General features: G+C 42.9%; 21 protein-coding genes. All 21 read right to left on the reverse strand.

Features of this window, described 5'->3' with window-relative positions; genetic code table 11:
* Nucleotides 1-34: 34 nt before the first annotated feature.
* The 21 genes from nuoN to N0M92_RS16800 all read right to left on the reverse strand — a co-directional run bounded on the left by nuoN (nt 35) and on the right by N0M92_RS16800 (nt 20,217).
* Entirely contained in the window at nt 35-1,561 is a 1,527-nt protein-coding gene (nuoN, locus tag N0M92_RS16700; protein WP_260286862.1) for an NADH-quinone oxidoreductase subunit NuoN, read from the reverse strand.
* Nucleotides 1,562-1,564: 3 nt separating this feature from the next.
* Nucleotides 1,565-3,088 carry an NADH-quinone oxidoreductase subunit M gene (locus N0M92_RS16705; RefSeq protein ID WP_260286863.1) on the reverse strand — a complete coding sequence of 508 codons (1,524 nt, stop codon included), beginning with the start codon at nt 3,086-3,088 and terminating at the stop codon, nt 1,565-1,567.
* A complete protein-coding gene (gene nuoL, locus N0M92_RS16710; protein ID WP_260286872.1) occupies nt 3,085-4,956 on the reverse strand; it encodes an NADH-quinone oxidoreductase subunit L in 1,872 nt (623 codons plus the stop codon). The genes N0M92_RS16705 and nuoL overlap by 4 nt, the downstream gene beginning before the upstream one ends.
* A 34-nt stretch (nt 4,957-4,990) precedes the next feature.
* Complete coding sequence (nuoK, locus tag N0M92_RS16715) at nt 4,991-5,305, reverse strand: NADH-quinone oxidoreductase subunit NuoK (RefSeq protein ID WP_098371643.1); 315 nt, start codon at nt 5,303-5,305, stop codon at nt 4,991-4,993.
* Nucleotides 5,302-5,820 (reverse strand): NADH-quinone oxidoreductase subunit J, encoded by a 519-nt coding sequence (locus N0M92_RS16720; protein ID WP_260286877.1) that lies wholly within the window; start codon nt 5,818-5,820, stop codon nt 5,302-5,304. The genes nuoK and N0M92_RS16720 overlap by 4 nt, the downstream gene beginning before the upstream one ends.
* Nucleotides 5,817-6,236: an NADH-quinone oxidoreductase subunit NuoI gene (gene nuoI / locus N0M92_RS16725; protein ID WP_048685828.1), complete on the reverse strand. Its 420-nt coding sequence runs from the start codon at nt 6,234-6,236 to the stop codon at nt 5,817-5,819. Before nuoI ends, N0M92_RS16720 begins: the two co-directional genes overlap by 4 nt.
* A gap of 33 nt (nt 6,237-6,269) precedes the next feature.
* A complete protein-coding gene (gene nuoH, locus N0M92_RS16730; RefSeq protein ID WP_260286878.1) occupies nt 6,270-7,277 on the reverse strand; it encodes an NADH-quinone oxidoreductase subunit NuoH in 1,008 nt (335 codons plus the stop codon).
* Complete coding sequence (locus N0M92_RS16735; protein ID WP_192207247.1) at nt 7,278-8,375, reverse strand: NADH-quinone oxidoreductase subunit D; 1,098 nt, start codon at nt 8,373-8,375, stop codon at nt 7,278-7,280.
* Nucleotides 8,376-8,380: 5 nt separating this feature from the next.
* Entirely contained in the window at nt 8,381-9,535 is a 1,155-nt protein-coding gene (locus tag N0M92_RS16740; protein ID WP_260286879.1) for an NADH-quinone oxidoreductase subunit C, read from the reverse strand.
* Nucleotides 9,536-10,012 (reverse strand): NuoB/complex I 20 kDa subunit family protein, encoded by a 477-nt coding sequence (locus N0M92_RS16745; protein WP_179086075.1) that lies wholly within the window; start codon nt 10,010-10,012, stop codon nt 9,536-9,538.
* A 26-nt stretch (nt 10,013-10,038) separates the two neighbouring features.
* Nucleotides 10,039-10,413 carry an NADH-quinone oxidoreductase subunit A gene (locus N0M92_RS16750; protein WP_076368347.1) on the reverse strand — a complete coding sequence of 125 codons (375 nt, stop codon included), beginning with the start codon at nt 10,411-10,413 and terminating at the stop codon, nt 10,039-10,041.
* 339 nt (nt 10,414-10,752) lie between these two features.
* Nucleotides 10,753-11,154: a F0F1 ATP synthase subunit epsilon gene (locus N0M92_RS16755; protein ID WP_034315803.1), complete on the reverse strand. Its 402-nt coding sequence runs from the start codon at nt 11,152-11,154 to the stop codon at nt 10,753-10,755.
* A 25-nt stretch (nt 11,155-11,179) separates the two neighbouring features.
* Complete coding sequence (gene atpD / locus N0M92_RS16760; protein WP_192207249.1) at nt 11,180-12,577, reverse strand: F0F1 ATP synthase subunit beta; 1,398 nt, start codon at nt 12,575-12,577, stop codon at nt 11,180-11,182.
* Between the two features lie 88 nt (nt 12,578-12,665).
* Complete coding sequence (locus N0M92_RS16765; RefSeq protein WP_192207250.1) at nt 12,666-13,526, reverse strand: F0F1 ATP synthase subunit gamma; 861 nt, start codon at nt 13,524-13,526, stop codon at nt 12,666-12,668.
* Nucleotides 13,527-13,563: 37 nt separating this feature from the next.
* A complete protein-coding gene (atpA, locus tag N0M92_RS16770; RefSeq protein ID WP_034315812.1) occupies nt 13,564-15,072 on the reverse strand; it encodes a F0F1 ATP synthase subunit alpha in 1,509 nt (502 codons plus the stop codon).
* Between the two features lie 24 nt (nt 15,073-15,096).
* Nucleotides 15,097-15,633, reverse strand: coding sequence for a F0F1 ATP synthase subunit delta (locus N0M92_RS16775; RefSeq protein WP_192207251.1), 537 nt, complete (start codon nt 15,631-15,633; stop codon nt 15,097-15,099).
* Nucleotides 15,630-16,148, reverse strand: a complete 519-nt coding sequence (gene atpF / locus N0M92_RS16780) for a F0F1 ATP synthase subunit B (RefSeq protein ID WP_260286886.1) — start codon at nt 16,146-16,148, stop codon at nt 15,630-15,632. The genes N0M92_RS16775 and atpF overlap by 4 nt, the downstream gene beginning before the upstream one ends.
* A gap of 150 nt (nt 16,149-16,298) precedes the next feature.
* Nucleotides 16,299-16,523: a F0F1 ATP synthase subunit C gene (gene atpE, locus N0M92_RS16785; RefSeq protein ID WP_034315818.1), complete on the reverse strand. Its 225-nt coding sequence runs from the start codon at nt 16,521-16,523 to the stop codon at nt 16,299-16,301.
* Between the two features lie 72 nt (nt 16,524-16,595).
* A complete protein-coding gene (atpB, locus tag N0M92_RS16790) occupies nt 16,596-17,312 on the reverse strand; it encodes a F0F1 ATP synthase subunit A (RefSeq protein ID WP_260286888.1) in 717 nt (238 codons plus the stop codon).
* Nucleotides 17,313-17,334: 22 nt separating this feature from the next.
* Nucleotides 17,335-17,703, reverse strand: a complete 369-nt coding sequence (locus tag N0M92_RS16795; RefSeq protein WP_192207254.1) for an ATP synthase subunit I — start codon at nt 17,701-17,703, stop codon at nt 17,335-17,337.
* Between the two features lie 285 nt (nt 17,704-17,988).
* Nucleotides 17,989-20,217 (reverse strand): S8 family serine peptidase, encoded by a 2,229-nt coding sequence (locus N0M92_RS16800; protein WP_311202568.1) that lies wholly within the window; start codon nt 20,215-20,217, stop codon nt 17,989-17,991.
* Nucleotides 20,218-20,292: the final 75 nt, after the last annotated feature.

Consider the following 20,292-nt stretch of genomic DNA (forward strand, 5'->3'; position numbering starts at 1 on the left):
TCCAATGGAACAAGCCTCTGATACAGGCATTATATCATTTACTCGAAATAAAGTCTGTAAATTCACCAAATTGATCATGAATAAAATCAAAGGCAATATTTGGTGCCACCCCGAAAAGAATGGTACCTATCACGCAAATGATCAACACGGCATAAAGACCCGGACGGATGTTAATGACCTTCTCCGAATGAATGGGTCGGAAAAAGACCTGCACCAATAATCCGAAATAATACACATAGGAAACAATGGTTCCAGCAATCATGATTCCAGCAAGGACAAAATGTCCAGGCTCCGTTATGAATGTTCCTAGAAAAATATTGAGTTTGCCAATGAAACCTGTCGTCCCGGGAATTCCAGCAAGTGCCAGGATAAATACGGTGAATGCCATGGCAAGATACGGTGATTTCCTCCCCAACCCTGCAAGAATGCTAATATCTTCTGACCCACTTTGACTGGAGAGCAGCTGAATGACTGCAAATACACCTATATTCATCAATATATAAGCCATTAGATAAAACCAGACTGTATCCAGCAGGAAATATCCCCCGCCCAATGTTGCCACCGCTACAAGCAGGTAACCCGCATGGGCGATGCTTGAATAGGCGAACAATCGTTTTAAATTTTGCTGCCTTAACGCAACCACATTTCCAATGATGATCGTCAGTCCCGCCAATGAAGCTATATAGATATTATTTTTTTCCAAAAAGTCGAGCGCTCCGAACGTATCACCGGAAGCTGTTAGGTACAACGAGAGAAAAATGCGCAGGATGATGACGAAACCCGCCATTTTCGAAATTACACTCAAAAAGGCTGTGACCGGTGTCGGTGCCCCCTCATAGACATCCGGCGCCCACATATGAAATGGGGCGGCAGCTATCTTGAAGGATACACCGACAAATACCATGAAGAAAGCGAGGCCCATAATGTATTGCAGCTGGCCGTCCGTCATTGCAGCCATCGTCCGGCTCATTTCACCTAAATTGACGGAACCGGTCACTCCATATAAATAGCTCATTCCGAATAAAGTGATCGCTGTGGAAATGCCTCCGTTTATCACATACTTCATGGACGCTTCATTGGACTTCCGATCATGCTTCCGTATTCCGACCAATATATAAGATGAAAGTGAAAGAAGTTCCAGTCCAACGAACAGCGTTATCAAATCGCCGCTTGAGGACATGACCATCGCTCCAAGCAAAGCGGTCAGGAACAGATAATAAAATTCCCCCCGGTGCTCCCGAAGCCCCTCTTGCGGTTCATATCCTTCAGCCAGAAGGATGATTAGGGCCGCTCCGAATAAAAGCAGCAACTTAAAAGCTTTTGCAAATGAATCTAAACGAAACGTATCGGATAAGATACTGACTGTCTCAAAGGATAGCAGGCTAATCAGTGACAAACAGGCCAAAATGATTCCGGTTAACGCGAGCCATGCCAGTTTTCTCCGATTAAAGTGCTTCGGCCAAAATAAATCCAATATCGAAAGAAACATGGCCGTTCCTAGGATGATGAATTCCGGCATCATCGCTCCCCAATCATAAGAAAGCATCGTGTTCCAATCCATCCTTCATCGCCCCCCTAGAGCTAGCATCATGGCTTCAATCGTTCCTTGAAGAGGCCCGCCTAACAAATTTGGGTATACCCCAACAGTTATTATCAAACCGAGAAGAACCAATGCGGGCAAAAACTCCCAGCCCTTAAGGTCCCGTTTCTCTGTTTCTATCAAGCTATCATTTTTTCCGAAAGTCATCAGCATGACCGCCCTCAGTACATAAACAGCGGTTAATACCAGCCCGATCACCCCTATTGCCGCAAGCAACGGCTGACTTTTGAATAAACCAAGAAATACCATGAATTCGCTGATGAAACCGGACATGCCAGGCAAACCGAGTGAAGCCAGCCCACTGGCTAACATGAACCCTGAAAAAATCGGCATCGACTTGGCCAAGCCCCCAAGCTTAGGAAGCATCGTCGTTCCCGTCCGCTCATACAACACTCCCACCAGGAAAAACAACAAAGCGGCAATTAGCCCGTGTGAGATGACTTGAAAAGTGGCTCCCTGAATGCCCGCTTCATTCAAGGCTCCCAGCCCCATCATGACGATACCCATATGTGAGATGGACGAGTAGGCTAAAACGAGCTTGAAATCCGTTTGTACCAACGCTAGAAATGCACCATACAAAAAACTGAGGACCCCAAACAGGACAATGGTAAAGGCCAAGCTTTTATATTGTTCCGGAAATATCCCCATTCCGAACCGGATGATTCCGTATGCCCCTATTTTCAATAGGACACCCGCATGTATCATGACTATGGATGGAGGCGCTTCTGCATGGACCCGCACCATCCAGCTGTGAAAGGGAAAGACGGGCAGCTTTATCGCAAATGCAACGAGAAAGGCGAGACATAAACCATATTTCATCGAACCGGATATGGGTGCAAAAAGCGAAACACCGCCCATTGTCATCATCTGTGTCAATGCCGCAATGTTAGTCGTACCTGTCCTGGCAAACAAAATCAAAATGGCCACCAATAAAACGGCCGAACCAATGCCATTATAAATCAGAAAACTATAAGAAGCTTTTTCCCTCTCCAGAAAGCCCCATCTACCAATTAAAAAGAAAGCAGGAATCAATGTCATTTCAAAAAAGATGAAAAAAAGGATCAAATTTTCTGCCGTGAAGACACCGAGCATTCCGATCTCCAGGATCAAAAATAACAAATAATACCCTTTCCAATCTTTTTTTATATAAATGGACGCGATTGCGGCCAAAGATGAAATGATTGTTGTCAGTAATATGAAGATGAGGCTTAAGCCATCCAGCCCCAACTCAAAGTCAACCGTGAAGAGTTTGGGATCATACACCTCCAAGTTCCCAAACCTGATCCAATTCAATTTAATGTCAAATTCGGATAGGGCCACACCCGAATAATATTGGCTGCATAGAAAGAACGATAGGAAAAGGGGGGGCAGTGTTCCGAAAAAGCCAAATTGTTTAATCGTTCTTTCCTCATTTTTCGGCATGAGGGCAACCATCACTATGCCCAGCAGCGGTGAAAACACTAATAGCGAGAGCAAATAGACATTCATCTTAGATACCCCCCAGTCACTGCAAAAATCACCAACAGTACCGCAAGACCCAGAAAGGCTATCATGCCGTATTGCTGTACCTGTCCCGTTTGCAGTTTAGACCCAATTTTCCCCAACCCTTCTATTGAACTTGTTACAGTGGAAACCAGGCCACCGACAATGAACCTTTCAATATAAGATAGGAATAAACTAAAGCCTTTGATTGCATAACCTGCAGTAAAATGGTAAATCTCATCAATATAATACTTATTTTCCAAAACCCTATAGACCCCGGAGTTTTCTTTGACAAGCCACTCCCGAGGTAATTTCTTTTTAGCATATATCATATAAGCAAGGCATATCCCGGCCAACGATACAATCACGGCCATCAACATGACCCAAACAGGCCCCTCACTATGGCTGGCGCCTAGAAGAGATTCATTTCCCTCCACAAGCCACTCCCCAAGGAAGGTTCCAAACCATGGTGTTTGGATATACCCACCGATTATAGCAAGAAAGGCCAATGCGAGCATCGGAATTAACATGATGGAAGGTGACTCCTTGACCTGTTTGACTTGACTGCGCGAATCGCCTGCAAATATCATGAAAAACAGCCGGAACATATAAAACGCTGTTAAAAAGGAGGTAACCACCGCTAGACCAAACAATATATAACTACCATTCTCCCAGGCTGCCATCAGAATTTCATCTTTACTGAAAAAACCCGAGAGCAATGGAAACCCGGATATCGCCAAAGTGCCAGTCAAGAACAGCGGCCCAGTCCAATTCAACTTACCCCATAAGCCGCCCATCTTTTCCATATCCTGTGTATGTATAGCGTGAATAACACTGCCTGCAGCCAAAAACAGCAATGCTTTAAAAAAGGCATGGGTCATTAAATGAAACACCCCGGCCACATATCCCGAAGTACCCAAAGCAAGCATCATAAAACCAAGCTGGGAGATCGTCGAGTAGGCCAATACACGCTTAACATCCTTTTGCACTATGGCAATGCTTGCGGCAAATATGGCTGTAATTCCACCTGTTATTGCGACGACCTGCATCGCAGCAGAACTAGCCATGAATAACGGAAACATGGCCGCTACCAGGTAAACCCCTGCAGCAACCATCGTTGCTGCGTGTATCAATGCGGAAACCGGAGTCGGGCCTTCCATTGCATCCGGAAGCCATGTGTGAAGTGGAAATTGTCCAGACTTCCCAACCGCACCGATAAAAATCAAAATAGCGATTAATGTCAGTTTTCCACTTGATATCATGCCCGCTTGAACAGCTTGAAAGATCTCTCCATATTCAAAGCTGCCTGTTTCCCAGAATAGAAGAATGATGCCGATTAAGAGCCCTACATCCCCAATCCTGGTCATGATGAATGCCTTCTTCGCTGCAGCCTTAGCTTCCAGTTTATAAAAGTAAAATCCGATGAGCAGGAAAGAACCCACCCCGACCAATTCCCAGAAGATATAAAGCTGTAATAAATTAGGTGCCATGACTAGACCAAGCATGGCAAAGGTGAAGAAGCCCAGATAAGCATAAAAAATGGAGAATCGCACTTCACCCTTCATATACCCCTTCGAATATATCTGGACAAGCAGGCTGACAAGGGAAACGATCACAAGCATCAAGGCATTAAGCTGATTGATTTCGAATCCGGCTGTAAGTTGCGTCCCTCCGAAGGAAAGCCAGTCTATCGATATATTATACGTAGGTTCTTTAAATCGTTCTAACAGGACAAGCAACGATAAAACAAACGAAGCCAATGTACATATTATTCCTATAATAGCCCCTCGTTCCCGCAACCGCCCGCCTGATAGAAGCAGAACCAGAAACGTGACGAGTGGAAAGATCGGTATGAGCCATGCGTGCTCCATCATCGTATCAAATCCCCTTCTTCATTTATATAAACCTTCAATTCTTCATTATTTCCATTTCATCGACATTGACCGTCTTCCGATTGCGATAAAGGGACATCAGTATAGCCAGCCCTACAGCAGCCTCGGCCGCAGCAATCGTAATCGTGAATAAGGAAAAAACTTGACCCGTAATGGATGGCGTTACCCCGAATTTACTGAAGGCAACTAAATTGATATTCGCGGCGTTCAGCATCAGCTCGATTGAAATCAAAACAATGACCGCATTTCTTTTCGTCAAGGCCCCATACAGCCCTATACAAAATAAAACGAGTGCCAATACAAGGTAAGCCGACAAGGGAACTCCCGTCATGATCGATCTCCCTCCTCATCATCTTTTTTAGCCAATACGATGGCACCGACTAAAGCAACAAGCAGGAGTACCGACATCACTTCAAATGGAATCACATATTTTGAAAAAAGTTCGATTCCTATTTGCTTTGTATTTTCCTCATGCAAGGCCGTTGGCTGTACAGGTATATCCAGATTATAAATCCCCAGATAAACCGCCACGGCGAATCCAGCAACCGCTGCGAACACGGAGAACTTCCCCCAGCCCCCTTTAGCGGGTGCATCATTTTCCTGGTGCTTTGTCAGCATAATCCCGAATAGCATCACAATCGTGATTGCCCCTGAATAAATAAGGATTTGGACAATGGCGACAAACTCGGCGGAAAGCAACATATAGATGCCTGCAATGCCCAAGAAAGTAAAAACAAGTGCAATTACCATGTGCACCACTTTTGTTAACGTAATCAGCAGCACCCCGCCTAATATCGCGACGAGTGCCAAACCAATAAAGGCAATTAATTCACCCGACAAACTCATACTTTATTCACCTTCCGGATATTTTCATCATTTTCATCCAGCCATTCCAGATTTTTAAATAGATGATCACGGCTATACTCGGCCAGCTCGAATTGGTTCGTCATCACGATCGCTTCTGTAGGGCAGACCTCCGTACATAAATCACATAAGATGCAAATCTCGAAATTGATGTCATACGTATCGATGATTTTCCCTTTTTTCGATGGGTCCGGATGTTTCTTACCGGTTAATTGAATACAATCAGTTGGACAAATCGTCACGCATTGATTGCATACAATACACTTTTCAGGATAGAATTTTTGGATTCCACGGAATCGGTCAGGGAGCGGAAGCGGCTCATTCGGGTAGTCATAGGTCACTTTTTTCCTCGTCAAGTTCTTTAATGTATAGGTTAAACCTTTTGCTAAACCAAGCATATTAATCCCTCGCTTTCCGACCAGCTTATGTTTCTAAAAAAGGTTAATCAATTCTTTTATTAGTGCCGTCAAAAATATATTTGCTAATGCAACCGGAAGCAGCACCTTCCATCCGAATTCCATCAATTGGTCGGCCCTTATACGAGGAAAGGTTACACGAATCCAGACCAATACATAGAATACGGCACTGAACTTCAGACCGAACCAGATGGCATCCGGAATAAAACCCAAAAACGGAATAGAATTCCATCCCCCTAAAAATAATACAGTGGTTAGAGTTGCCATTGCAAACATATACACATATTCGGATAACATGAAGAAGGCCCATCGAAATCCAGAGTATTCAACATGATAGCCTGCAACAAGTTCGGATTCCGCTTCCGGAAGGTCAAAAGGAACCCTGTTCAACTCGGCAACCGCTGCAATAAAAAACACGATAAACGCAATCGGCTGAAGAAAAATGAACCAAACCTTTTCCTGGGCTGCAACTATATCATTCAAGTTTAAACTGCCTGTTAGGAGGACGATTCCCACTAGCGACATCACCAAGGGGATCTCATAAGATATCATTTGCGCGGCTGCCCTCATTCCGCCAATCAAAGAATATTTATTATTGGATGCCCAACCCGCAGTGACTATGCCGATGGTCGATATACCGGAAACCGCAATATAATAAAGCAGTCCGACACCTATATCCGCAAATTGAAAGGCATTGGTGAACGGCAAGGTGGCAAGGACCATGAAAGCAGGAGCAAAAGCAATTACCGGAGCTAAAATATATAACGGCTTATCAGCTTCTTTTGGTATCGTATCTTCCTTGATCAGGAGTTTCAAAACGTCAGCAACCGTCTGCAAGAGACCCCATTTCCCCCCAATTTGGTTTGGGCCGACACGCATTTGCATGAATCCCATGATTTTTCGCTCTGAAAGGATTCCATAGGTTACAAACCCTAATACGACGAACAGGAGCAGGACTGCCAGACCAAAAAAAATGCCAAAATTCAGCAGGCTTGGAGCGGAGTGGAGAAGATCCTTGATCATTTATCCATCAACCTCCCCTAAAACGATATCGATTGCACCTAATATCGTTATCAAGTTCGCCATATTTTCACCTTCCAATAATTTCGGTAGAATTTGCAGATTATAAAATGAAGGTCTGCGAAATTTCAAACGGTATGGCTCCTTTTTCCCTTCACTCGCGATATAACAGCCTATTTCCCCTCTTGGCGATTCAATTCGGACAAATGCTTCACCCTTAGGAACCTTTATTATTTTAGGGACCTTAGCAAGGATCGGCCCTTCTGGAAATTGCTCAACCGCCTGCTCGATGATTTTCAGTGATTGTTCGATTTCCTCCATTCTACAGTGATAGCGTGAAAACGCATCACCCTCTTCCCTTGTAGGAACATCGAATGTGAACCTGTCGTAAATGGAATATGGCTCATTTTTTCGTAAATCCCATTTCACACCTGTACACCTTAAGTTGGCACCGCTAAGCGAATACTGCAGGGCTTCCTCCTTCGTATAGATGCCCACCCCTTTAACCCGATTAACAAAGATTTCATTCCCTGTCACAAGCTCATGGTAACCGGCAAGCTGCTCCCTCATATAAGGGACAAACTCGGCAACCTTCGCAATCCAGTCTTCAGGAGCATCCCATTTCACACCTCCGACACGCATATAATTGAATGTAAGGCGTGCCCCTGACAATTCAGTCAATAAATTAACGATCATTTCACGTTCTCTAAATGCGTAAAGGAAAGGGCTCGTCGCACCTATATCCAGCAAGTATGTACCCCACCAGACAAGGTGGCTTGCCACTCTGCCCAACTCCATTGCGATAACCCGCAAATATTCTGCCCTTTCGGGGATTTCCACCCCCATCATTGTCTCAACAGCATGGCAAAGCACATAATTATTTGTCATTGCCGCTAGATAATCGAGCCGATCGGTATATGGGATTATTTGTGTATATTGCAGATTTTCCGCTAGTTTTTCCGTACCGCGATGCAAATACCCAATGACAGGTGTTGCCTCTTTTATAATTTCACCGTCAATCTTGATGACAAGTCGAAAAACACCATGTGTACTCGGATGCTGCGGCCCGACATTGAGAAGCATTTCTTCCGTCCTTAACATTGGGCTTACACCTCCACATCATAAGGCTGGTAATCTTTTCTAAGGGGGTACCCCTTCCATTCTTCACCAAGCAAAATCCGCTTTAAATCAGGGTGTTCATTAAAGTTAATACCTAATAAATCATACGCCTCACATTCTGGCCAATTTGCTCCTGTCCATAATGGGACCAATGATGGAATAACAGGGGAGTCCCTATCAAGTTTCACCTTCAAGGCAACTGATTGGTTCATTTTGAATGAATGTAAATGTACATAGATTTCCATATGGGTTTCAAAGTCCGTACCATGAAGTTCAGATAAATACGAAAAGTTAAGCTGTTCATCGTAGCGCAGAAATTTTGCTATTGAGAAATATGTATCCGGACTGGCCACTAAAGTGGGTACATCTTTTGATAATCTATTAATATAGTGCTCTAACAATGCCCCTTGTCCTACATGGCTCTCAATAGCAGAAACAATTTGATCGAGTTTCGACTGATTTGGGGAAAGTTCGCTAGGGGTGTTAATTTCCTCGCTTTCCTTTACAGCAGTCCTGTTCTTCGCCGCCGCCGCCGCTTTTGCTTTGGCAGAGGCCGCTGCCTTCGCCTTGGCCGCGGCTGCCGCCTTTTGCTTCGCTTTATCCATTTCGCCTTCCGGCTTTTCCTCCGCCTCTTCTTTCGCCTTTTTTCGGGCCATTGCCGCTGCCTTCGCCTTAGCCGCGGCTGCCGCCTTTTGCTTCGCTTTATCCGTTTCGCCTTCCGGCTTTTCCTCCGCTTCTTCTTTCGCCTTTTTTCGGGCCATTGCCGCTGCTTTCGCCTTGGCCGCAGCCGCCGCTTTTTGCTTCGCTATATCCATTTCACCTTCCGGCTTTTCCGCTGCTTCTTCTTTCGCCTTTTTTCGGGCCATTGCCGCTGCCTTCGCCTTGGCCGCGGCCGCCGCTTTTTGCTTCGCTATATCCATTTCGCCTTCCGGCTTTTCCGCCGCTTCTTCTTTCGCCTTTTTTCGGGCCATTGCCGCTGCCTTCGCCTTGGCCGCAGCCGCCGCTTTTTGCTTCGCTATATCTGTTTCGCCTTCCGGCTTTTCCGCTGCTTCTTCTTTCGCCTTTTTTCGGGCCATAGCTTCAGCCTTTGCCTTGGCCGCGGCCGCCGCCTTTTGCTTCGCCAAGTCCTCCTTTTCACTCATCTATATCACCCGCTTTCCGGTTTTCGCCTCGTAACGGATTTTTTCTTTTAATTTATTGATCCCATAAATAAGTGCAGCTGGGTTTGGGGGACAACCCGGTATATATACATCGACAGGTACAATTTGATCTACCCCCTTGACCACTGAGTAAGAGTGAACATAAGGCCCACCAGCAGTTGCACAAGATCCCATTGCAATAACCCATTTCGGTTCTGGCATTTGTTCGTATAATCTACTTATTATTGGCGCCATTTTTTTCGTTACCGTTCCTGAAACAATCATGACATCCGATTGTCTGGGTGATGTCCGAAAAAATGAACCAAATCGGTCCAAATCATAATGGGAGGAACCGACACCCATCATTTCAATTGCACAACATGCCAAACCGAAAGTCATTGGCCAGAGTGAGTTACTTCTAGCCCAGCCTTTTATTTGCTCAAGTGTGGATAAAAAAATGCTATGGCGTATTTCTTCCATTTCTTTTGGGGTAAGTTCATCCAGCTTCAATTCCACTTTAACACCTTCTTTTTCCAAGCGTAAATTAGCCCAAGCATTAGGATCAGGACAAAAAACAGCATTTCAATCAATGCAAACAGTCCGAGTTCATCATAGGCAACCGCCCATGGGTAAAGAAAAACCGTTTCTACATCAAATATGACGAACATCAATCCGAATAGATAATACCTGACATTGAATTGAACCCTTGAATCCTGAAAAGGCTCGATCCCACTTTCATACGTCGTATATTTCATATCTGTCGGCTTATAAGGCCTTAGCAGTCTACCAAGAAATAAAGCGATCACAGGTAATAAAATCCCGAGACAAAGGAAAACGAATACAATTAAATAATTATTTTGGTAAATATGCAGCTGTCCCATGTTCATCTCCCTTTATGGATAAATCATGTTAAATGGGTACGGTTCAAATTTGCTTGTCTTCTTTTTGGATAGCGTTTTAAATATTATGCAGAGTAACACTCTTTTAGAAGCAAAGTGAAAGGAGGGGGTATGAAGTAATAAATGTAAGCGTATACATTATAACATTAGGATAAAATCATGTCGACGAGTTAAGGTTTAAAATGGAAAATACTTTACTCTATAATTCGACCTTTTTTTCCTAATTCTTATATTCAATGCCAATAATCCTCAAAAACCTTTGAATAAAAAAACACCTGATCTTACCACGAATGGTTTGATCAGGTGTTTTATAAATTAAAGTTATCGCATTTCTGCAATTTGGATTCGGTTGATGGCACGTTTAAGCGCTAAATCAGCTCTTTTGGCATCATTTGATCCATCATTGTTCTGCAATCTTTGTTCAGCACGGGCTTTTGCTGCTTGAGCACGTGCAAGATCGATAGTTTCAGCTCTTTCAGCAGATTGAGCCAAAATGGTTACCACATCAGGGCGAACTTCCAAGAAGCCACCATTTACAGCTACATAGTCTGTGTTGCTTCCATTCTTAAGACGGACAGCACCAATGGTAAGCGGGGCTACAGTTGGAACGTGTCCAGCCATGATTCCCAGCTCACCGCTTTTAGCTTTAGTGCTTACCATTTCAACTTCTGCATCATATACTGGGCCATCGGGAGTAACAACATTGACTTTAATGGTCTTCATTTCATTCCCTCCTAGGTCCCTTTAATTAAGCCATTTCTTTTGCTTTAGCAACAACTTCTTCGATGCGGCCAACTAGACGGAAAGCATCTTCAGGAAGTTCGTCATATTTTCCAGCTAGGATATCTTTGAATCCTTGGACTGTTTCTTTAACTGGTACATAAGATCCCTTTTGACCAGTAAATTGTTCAGCCACGTGGAAATTTTGTGACAAGAAGTTTTGAATTCTACGAGCACGGGCAACGATTACTTTTTCGTCTTCGCTTAACTCGTCCATACCCAAGATCGCAATAATATCTTGAAGTTCTTTATATTTCTGTAAAGTTGATTGAACTTGACGGGCCACTTCATAGTGCTCAGCTCCAACGACTTCTGGGCTAAGAGCACGAGAAGAAGATGCCAATGGATCAACTGCAGGATAGATACCCATTTCAGAAAGCTTACGCTCAAGGTTAGTTGTTGCATCCAAGTGAGCGAAAGTTGTAGCTGGAGCCGGATCCGTATAGTCATCGGCAGGTACATAGATCGCTTGAATAGATGTAACAGAACCTTTATTAGTTGAAGTGATACGTTCTTGTAATTGACCCATTTCTGTAGCAAGCGTTGGTTGGTAACCTACCGCTGAAGGCATACGGCCTAGAAGGGCAGAAACCTCTGAACCTGCTTGAGTGAAACGGAAGATGTTATCGATGAAGAAAAGAACGTCTTGTCCTTGTTCGTCACGGAAATATTCAGCCATTGTCAAACCACTTAGAGCTACACGCATACGTGCACCTGGTGGCTCGTTCATTTGTCCGAATACCATCGCTGTTTTCTTAATAACACCAGAATCAGTCATCTCGTAGAAAAGGTCATTTCCTTCACGAGTACGCTCACCTACACCAGCGAATACTGAGATACCGCCGTGCTCTTGTGCGATGTTATTAATAAGTTCTTGGATAAGTACAGTTTTACCTACACCAGCACCACCAAAGAGACCGATTTTACCACCTTTGATGTAAGGAGCAAGTAAATCTACTACTTTAATACCAGTTTCAAGAATTTCAACTGTTGTTGATAAGTCCTCAAAAGTTGGTGCTTGTCTGTGAATTGGATCACGACGCACCTCTGCTGTAAGTGGTTCAAATAGGTCAATGTTTTCACCTAATACGTTGAAAACGCGGCCTAGAGTCACTTCACCTACAGGAACGGAAATTGGAGCTCCTGTATCAACAGTCTCTGCACCACGAGTTAAACCATCAGTGGAAGACATTGCTACAGTACGAACTGTATTATCACCTAGTTGAAGGGCTACTTCAAGAGTTAGTCCTGTACCAGACGCTGTATTTTCGATTCTTAACGCGTTATAGATCTTAGGAAGTTGTCCGTCTTCGAATTTCACGTCAACAACCGGACCCATAACTTGAGTAACGCGTCCTATATTCATCGTTTTCCCTCCTAACGTTGCTTATAACGACTATCGAGATTATGGAACGGCCAAGCTTCGTCCGGGCCGACCGTCCCCTTTTATGATTTTATTCTAAAGCTGCTGCACCGCCGACAATTTCCGTGATTTCTTGAGTAATTGCGGCCTGACGTGCACGGTTATATTGCAATGAAAGCGAGTCGATCAATTCTTTCGCATTATCGGTTGCATTTTTCATTGCAGTCATACGTGCAGAGTGCTCACTTGCTTTACCATCTAATAAAGCACCATAAATTAAACTTTCTGCGTACTGAGGTAGTAATACCTCAAGAATTTCTTCTGCATTCGGTTCGAATTCATAAGAAGTCAATGCTGCATTGGAAGTATTAAAGTCAGCTAAAGGAAGGACTTGCGTTTCCGTTACATCCTGTTGGATTGGGCTGACATAATGGTTATAGTACATATAAAGCTCATCACACAGTTCATTTAGATATAAATTCACTGTTGATTTAGCAAGGGAGCTAATGTCAGCGAAAGATGGCTGATCAGGAACCCCAGTTACTTCAAGCTCTACGTGCATATTACGGCTGACAAAGAAATCACGGCCAACCCTTCCGATTGCGATAATGACGAACTCATCATTGGATTTATGGCGTTCAAGAATAGTTTTATGAACGTGGCGAAGGATGCTACTGTTGTATGCTCCTGCCAATCCGCGGTCCGATGTGATTACCAGGTAACCGGTTTTCTTCACTGGACGTGAGACAAGCATTGGATGAGATGCACCCGTACTTCCGTTCGCAATACTTGATACTACTTCTTGAATTTTTTCCATATATGGAACATATGCCTTAGCATTAGCTTCAGCACGGTTCATTTTAGAAGCAGATACCATCTGCATCGCTTTTGTAATTTGACTCGTCTTTTTCGTTGAAGTAATCCGAGACTTAATATCGCGTAAAGAGGCCATTCATTCTCACCACCCTTTATAAATTAGTTAGACCTTATTATTCAGAAATAACGAAGTTCTTTTTGAACTCGTTAATTGCAGCAACGATAGCAGCGTCTTCAGGAAGACCTTTAGTTGTGCGAATGTGATCTAATAATTCCGGATGAGAACGATCTAGGAACACATAGTATTCTTCTTCAAAACGAAGGATATCCGATACTGGAATATCATCTAGATGACCTTTAGTCAATGCATAGAAAATCATGACTTGTTTTTCAACTTTAATTGGTTTATTTAGATCTTGTTTAAGAACTTCAACTGTACGAGCACCACGGTTAAGTTTTGCTTGAGTAGCAGCATCAAGATCAGAACCGAATTGAGAGAATGCTTCCAATTCACGATAAGAAGCTAAGTCCAGACGTAATGTACCCGCAACTTTTTTCATCGCTTTAATTTGTGCAGATCCACCAACACGGGATACGGAAAGACCAGCGTTAATCGCAGGACGTACACCTGAGAAGAACAAATCGGATTGTAAGAAGATTTGTCCGTCTGTGATGGAAATAACGTTTGTTGGAATGTAAGCAGAGATATCTCCTGCTTGTGTTTCAACAAATGGAAGCGCAGTAATTGAACCGGCACCTAAAGTGTCATTCAATTTAGCTGCACGCTCAAGTAAGCGGGAGTGCAAGTAGAATACATCCCCAGGGAATGCTTCACGACCTGGAGGACGGCGAAGAAGCAAGGAAAGTTCACGGTATGCTGATGCTTGTTTAGAAAGATCATCATATACCACTAAAACGTGCTTGCCAGCGAACATGAACTCTTCACCCATAGTCACACCAGCATATGGAGCTAGATATAAAAGTGGTGCTGGTTGAGAAGCTGATGCAGATACAACAATTGTGTAATCTAGTGCACCATTTTTACGTAGTGTCTCAACTGTTCCACGAACTGTTGATTCTTTTTGACCAATAGCAACATAAATACAGATCATGTCTTGGTCAGCTTGGTTAAGGATTGTATCGATCGCAACTGATGTTTTACCAGTTTGGCGGTCACCAATGATTAACTCACGTTGTCCGCGTCCGATTGGCACTAGAGCATCGATTGCTTTAATCCCTGTTTGTAATGGTTCATGAACAGATTTACGGTCCATAACACCTGTTGCAGGGCTTTCGATTGGACGAGTTTTTGTTGTAGCGATTGGACCAAGACCATCTAATGGTTGTCCTAGCGGATTCACGACACGTCCGATTAATTCTTCTCCAACTGGCACTTCCATGATACGGCCAGTACGGCGTACTTCACTGCCTTCTTGAATGTCTCTGAATGGTCCAAGAATAACAACACCTACGTTATTTTGCTCAAGGTTTTGTGCCAATCCCATTGAACCATTAGAAAATTCTAAGAGCTCCCCAGCCATTGCATTATCTAAACCATGAACGCGAGCGATACCATCACCAACAGTGATTACTGTACCTACATCGCTTACTTTAATTTCCGACTGATAGTTTTCAATCTGCTTTTTAATCAGCGCACTGATTTCTTCAGCTTTGATGCTCATGAATTTCACCCCTATCTGTGAATATTAACCTAATAGTTGTTTGCTAAGGCGATCAAGCTTCCCGCTTATCGTCCCGTCATAAATACGGTTACCGATTTGAAGTTTGATGCCGCCAAGAATATTGCTATCCGTAACATTAGTGATACGCAAATTACGTTTGCCGATTTTTGCAGCAAAAGCTGAAGACACAGCTTCCGCTTCAGCTTCAGTTAAAGGATTAACTGTATAAACAGTCGCATCCGCTACTGAATTTTCTTCATTCGCAAGTTCAATGAACTCTTGTGCCATAGCAGTCACTTCACCTGTACGATGACGCTCCACCATTAACATTACAGTATTTTGAACGGAAGACGAAAGACTTGCAAATGCATTTGCAAGCAATGTATTTTTTGCATCGCTAGTCATTTTAGGATGAGCCAAGAAGTTCAATAGCTCTTTATCATTTGTGAAAACTTCATTCACTATGCGAAGCTCTTCTTCAAGTTGGTTAATGAGATTTTGCTCTTTCGCAATTTGGAAAAGAGCTACAGCATAACGTCCTGCTACAGTTATATCGCTCATTTACCTTCTCCTGCCTCTTGAATATATTCATTGATTAGTTTTTCTTGATCAGCTGATGAAAGTTCTTTCTCAATCACCTTAGAGGCGATCATAACAGATAATGAAGCTACTTGCTCGCGTAAGGCGGCAACTGCTTTTTCTCTCTCTTGAACGATTTCACGTTTTGCTGATTCTTTAACACGCTCAGCCTCTGCACGCGCTTGTTTAATGATATCTTCGCGTTGTGCTTCGCCTTGCTGCTTGGCATTCTCTATAAGTTGTCCCGCTTCAGTGCGAGATTGTTTTACGATTTCACGCTGTTCTTCTAAATATTTCAGTGCTTCTTTTCTACTAACTTCAGCTGCTTCAATTTCATTCGCAACATGCTCTTCACGTTCTTTCATGATGCCCATTAGCGGACCCCATGCAAACTTCTTAAGCAACGCTAACAAAATAATAAAGATTACAAGCTGGTATATAATATCCCCACCGTTAAAGTGGACTGCTTGACCAAGAACATAATTGCTTGTTAACACGCTCGGTTCACTCCCTTCATGAGATTCACTATTGAAGTTCTGTATTTTCGATTGACAGTATCACTGTCATAAATATTCACTTTAACACAGAGCAATGGCGAAGGTTCTCCTTGGATCATCTTCGCCATTATTGAACTTTTTCAAGTTATCTTATTTACCCATTACAATAAACGCGATAACTACAGCGATGATTGGAAGTGCCTCAACTAACGCAATACCAACGAACATTGTAGTTTGAAGCATACCACGAGCTTCTGGCTGACGAGCCATCCCTTCGATTGTACGCCCTACGATAAGACCATTACCAATACCCGCACCTAGTGCACCTAATCCAACTGCGATAGCAGCAGCTATAAGACCTAAAGAACCTGTCATGATAAATTTCCTCCTTGAAATGTTGTTTTATTTTTTCATCAATATAATGTTCAGAATGAACAATATTTATAATTAATGGTCGTCACTCACTTTATGGGAAAGATAAACCATCGTTAACATAGTAAAGATAAAAGCTTGAATGGAGCCGACAAAGATACTAAATCCTTCCCAAGCTAACATTGGTAATGCAGCAGTGGCAGCACCCACAGCACCACTTGTTCCTAGTCCAGCAAGTAAAGTTAGTAGTAACTCACCCGCATAAATATTCCCGTAAAGCCGTAATCCTAGAGTTAACGTATTAGCGAACTCCTCAATAATCTTTAACGGAAACAAGAAACCCATTGGTTGGACATAAGTTTTGGCATAATTTTTCATGCCTCTCATCTTGATACCATAATAATGAGTTAAACCCATTACCATAACTGCCAAGGTTAAAGTTATTGCTGGATCAGATGTAGGTGATTTCCACCAAAGTTCATGTCCTATTACAATTGAGAACGGCAACCCTAACATGTTTGAAACAAATACGTACAAAATTAATGTCATTCCCAACATAAGGAACTGACCACCCGTACGCCAATCCATATTGCTGTTGATGATGTTTTTCACAAAATCCATAACCCATTCGATAAAGTTTTGGATTCCTGTCGGCTTCATCGCAAGTTTTCGAGTTGCTGCTACAGCAATAATGAAGACAATGAGACTTGCGATAGTCATCATAAGAACATTAGCCAAGTTGAAATGTATTCCAGTATTCATAAATTCCCGTATAGGAGCTTCATGATTCAACAGTATTCACCTCTCTTCTTTACTACCTACGTATGTTTTGCATAAAATAATCTATCATAATGACAAAGTAAACTGTCATTAATCCCAATACCACGCAGACCACTTGAAACTCGTCAGGATATCTCAATGCAATAATTGCAGCTAAACCCGCTACAGACATTCTAGTTAAACTACCAAGGGAGCGCGTTTTCTTACCTTCGGCAACCTCTTGGGCGAACTTTTTGTTCTTTTTGACCATTGACCAGAATATAAATAGGCTGAAGGCAGTTCCAAGCAATAATCCTTGGAAGACAGAATCATGTGAAGTGAAGCCCACCCCGAGTATATAAATACCCATTAAATACAACATGTATTTTAGCTGCCTATTGAACATTTTTTCCAATTCTAGCATTTTGTCATGTAATCTCCCTAGAAATATTGTAGTATCTGTGTTTAGCTAGGGAATTTGCCCGTAACAAGTCCAAATAGAAGGTCAAAAACCATCTTCTATTTGACACATTATTAACGTATGAAACCCCTCTCATTTTACATCCTTAGTTAGCATACAATAGGCTAGAATCATTGTCAATGAGTGGTTAGTGAAATTTGTCACAGGTTTGTAATTATTAACGAATTGTTCACAAATTATCTTTTTTATACTATTGACATCCATTTTATTTTACTTATTAACCTCTATTCACTCAATAAGTAACGTCTTTTCTATCCGATCTTCCCTTCCACCCTTTCTCGCAAAAATGATCGCTTTATACACACCTTTAGGCGGCAAGTTCTTTTTCAATACATCTTTTTTAATCAAACCGGAAGGTGCCGATTTGGACCAATCCAAATATCCAGCGAATTTCAAGCTATCTTCCTCATAAAGGGCAATACCGAATTCTTCAGCCCCGCGCGGAAGGTACATTTCGTATCGATATGTGCCTTTCTGGTCCCCTTGGCCAAAATCGAATCCCATTATCCTTGGATAATCAGGCTCTTCTTTTACATATAAATAAGGAAGGGATATTCTTTTGGTTCCTTCCATTATTATGAGGTATCCATCAAAGACTCCTTTTTTAAGCTTTGCTGGGTTGACCTGAAGCCCCACTTTTATCCGTTTTTTCTCCTTCGGATTCAAAGTAAGGGATTTTGGCAATTCCCAAGTAAGTCCCGTCTCTTTCAATGGAACCATGAAGGAGTACTTCCTCTTTTCCGTTCCGGTATTTTCTATGACTATCGTTTCATGATGTTCTTCAATTCCTTCTTTTTTCGTATACATCCCAAAGGACAATGAGCTTGGACTCAAGAGCGTGTCCGCTTTTAATGCTTCGTCGACCTGGATGCGTCCAGCCCCCTGTTCGTATGTGTGATACAATTGATTCGTAGATTTCCTCAATGGTTTGGAAGTGCTCATCAATGCAGACTTCACTTGCTCAGGATTCCATTCGGGGTGTTTTTGCAGGATTAAGGCGCATGCTCCTGCAACATGCGGCGCGGACATACTTGTTCCATCCAAGGACATATATCCTTTAGGGATGGTACTTTCAATTTCCACTCCCGGTGCCAATACGTCAGGCTTTATTCCCCATGATACGGTTACCGGGCCCCTGGAGCTAAAATCTGCGAGCTTATCCTGCTCGTTCTTATAAACAAATTGAACGGTTTTGCTCTGCCCTTGCTCCATGATTTGCTTTAGCTGCAATCCATCTCTTCTATTAATAGAAGCAGCCGGGATGCTCATTTCTTTTTCCAAGCTTCCAGTAAAGGTCCCGCTCGTATTATTATAAACAATTACCCCCTTTGCACCTGCCTTTTCTGCATTGGATACTTTCTGCTGGAAGGTAAGTGTGCCACGTTCCATCAACACAATCTTATCCCGAACATGTTTCAAGTCCTCTTCATTGCCCAGACCCCCAAATATGACATCCTCGGAAAACGTCAGGTTCCATTTTTTAGAGCCTTGAAACACGGTTAAATGCGATTGATGCTTTTTCGACCCAAGCCCGTAAATCATATACGGAACCCTTAAGGGAGGAGTCGATGCCCCAACGGAAATCGCTTTTTCCGCTGTTCCAGGTGAGCCTACGGTCCATACAGCCGGACCGGAATTCCCGTTGGATGTCACGGCAACGATGCCGCTTTCCACAGCCTTATTCAATGCAAGGGAAATAGGTAAATCAGGACCATTGACGTTATTGCCAAGAGAGAGGTTCAATACATCCACCTTATCCTTCATGGCTGACTCAATAGCCATCAATACTTGGTCTGTATCTCCTGCACCACCTGGTCCCAAAGCTCGATATGCATATATCTCCGCTTCTGGTGCGACGCCTTTCATTTTTCCATTGGCTGCAATGATGCCTGCCACATGAGTCCCATGTAATGTATCCAGGTCGCCTTGATTTTTGGTTTCCATCGGATTTTCATCACCATCTACCAGATCCTTCCCGCCTTTATAAGCACGTTGCAAATCTGGATGTGTATAATCGATGCCAGTATCTATGATTCCTACTTTTACCCCTTTCCCGGTAATCCGGTGATTCTCCTTATCAAAGATCCCCCTTGCCCTTCCCCCTCCTATGTATGGGACACTTTTATCCAACACCGCTTGATAAACGGATACTTCCGTTACAGCCTGAATTTCATCCTCCTTTTTAAGTTGTTCTATCTCATTCATTTTCCCCTGAACGGAAAATCCATTCAGGGCAACTGAATAAACATTCCTTAATTGAAGGGACGGATATTTTTCAAGCAGTTTTTCGATTTTTTTTCGTTGAAATACCTTATCCATCGTGACAACAACCGTTACTTCCCTAGATTCAGATAGTTTTGGTAAAGGCGGCAGAATGACGGATGCCAATCCCTTTTCATTTTGATAAATAAATATAAAAAGGAAAACAAACACTATAAACGTTTTCTTTCCCAACATAATCATCCCCTTAGCAGTTATCTTTTCTCAACAACCTTGGAGTATGCAAATAAAAAAAGGAAAAGCGCATGGCTT

Origin of the sequence: Peribacillus aracenensis, from assembly GCF_025175645.1 — a bacterium.
GTDB classification, from domain to species: domain Bacteria; phylum Bacillota; class Bacilli; order Bacillales; family DSM-1321; genus Peribacillus; species Peribacillus aracenensis.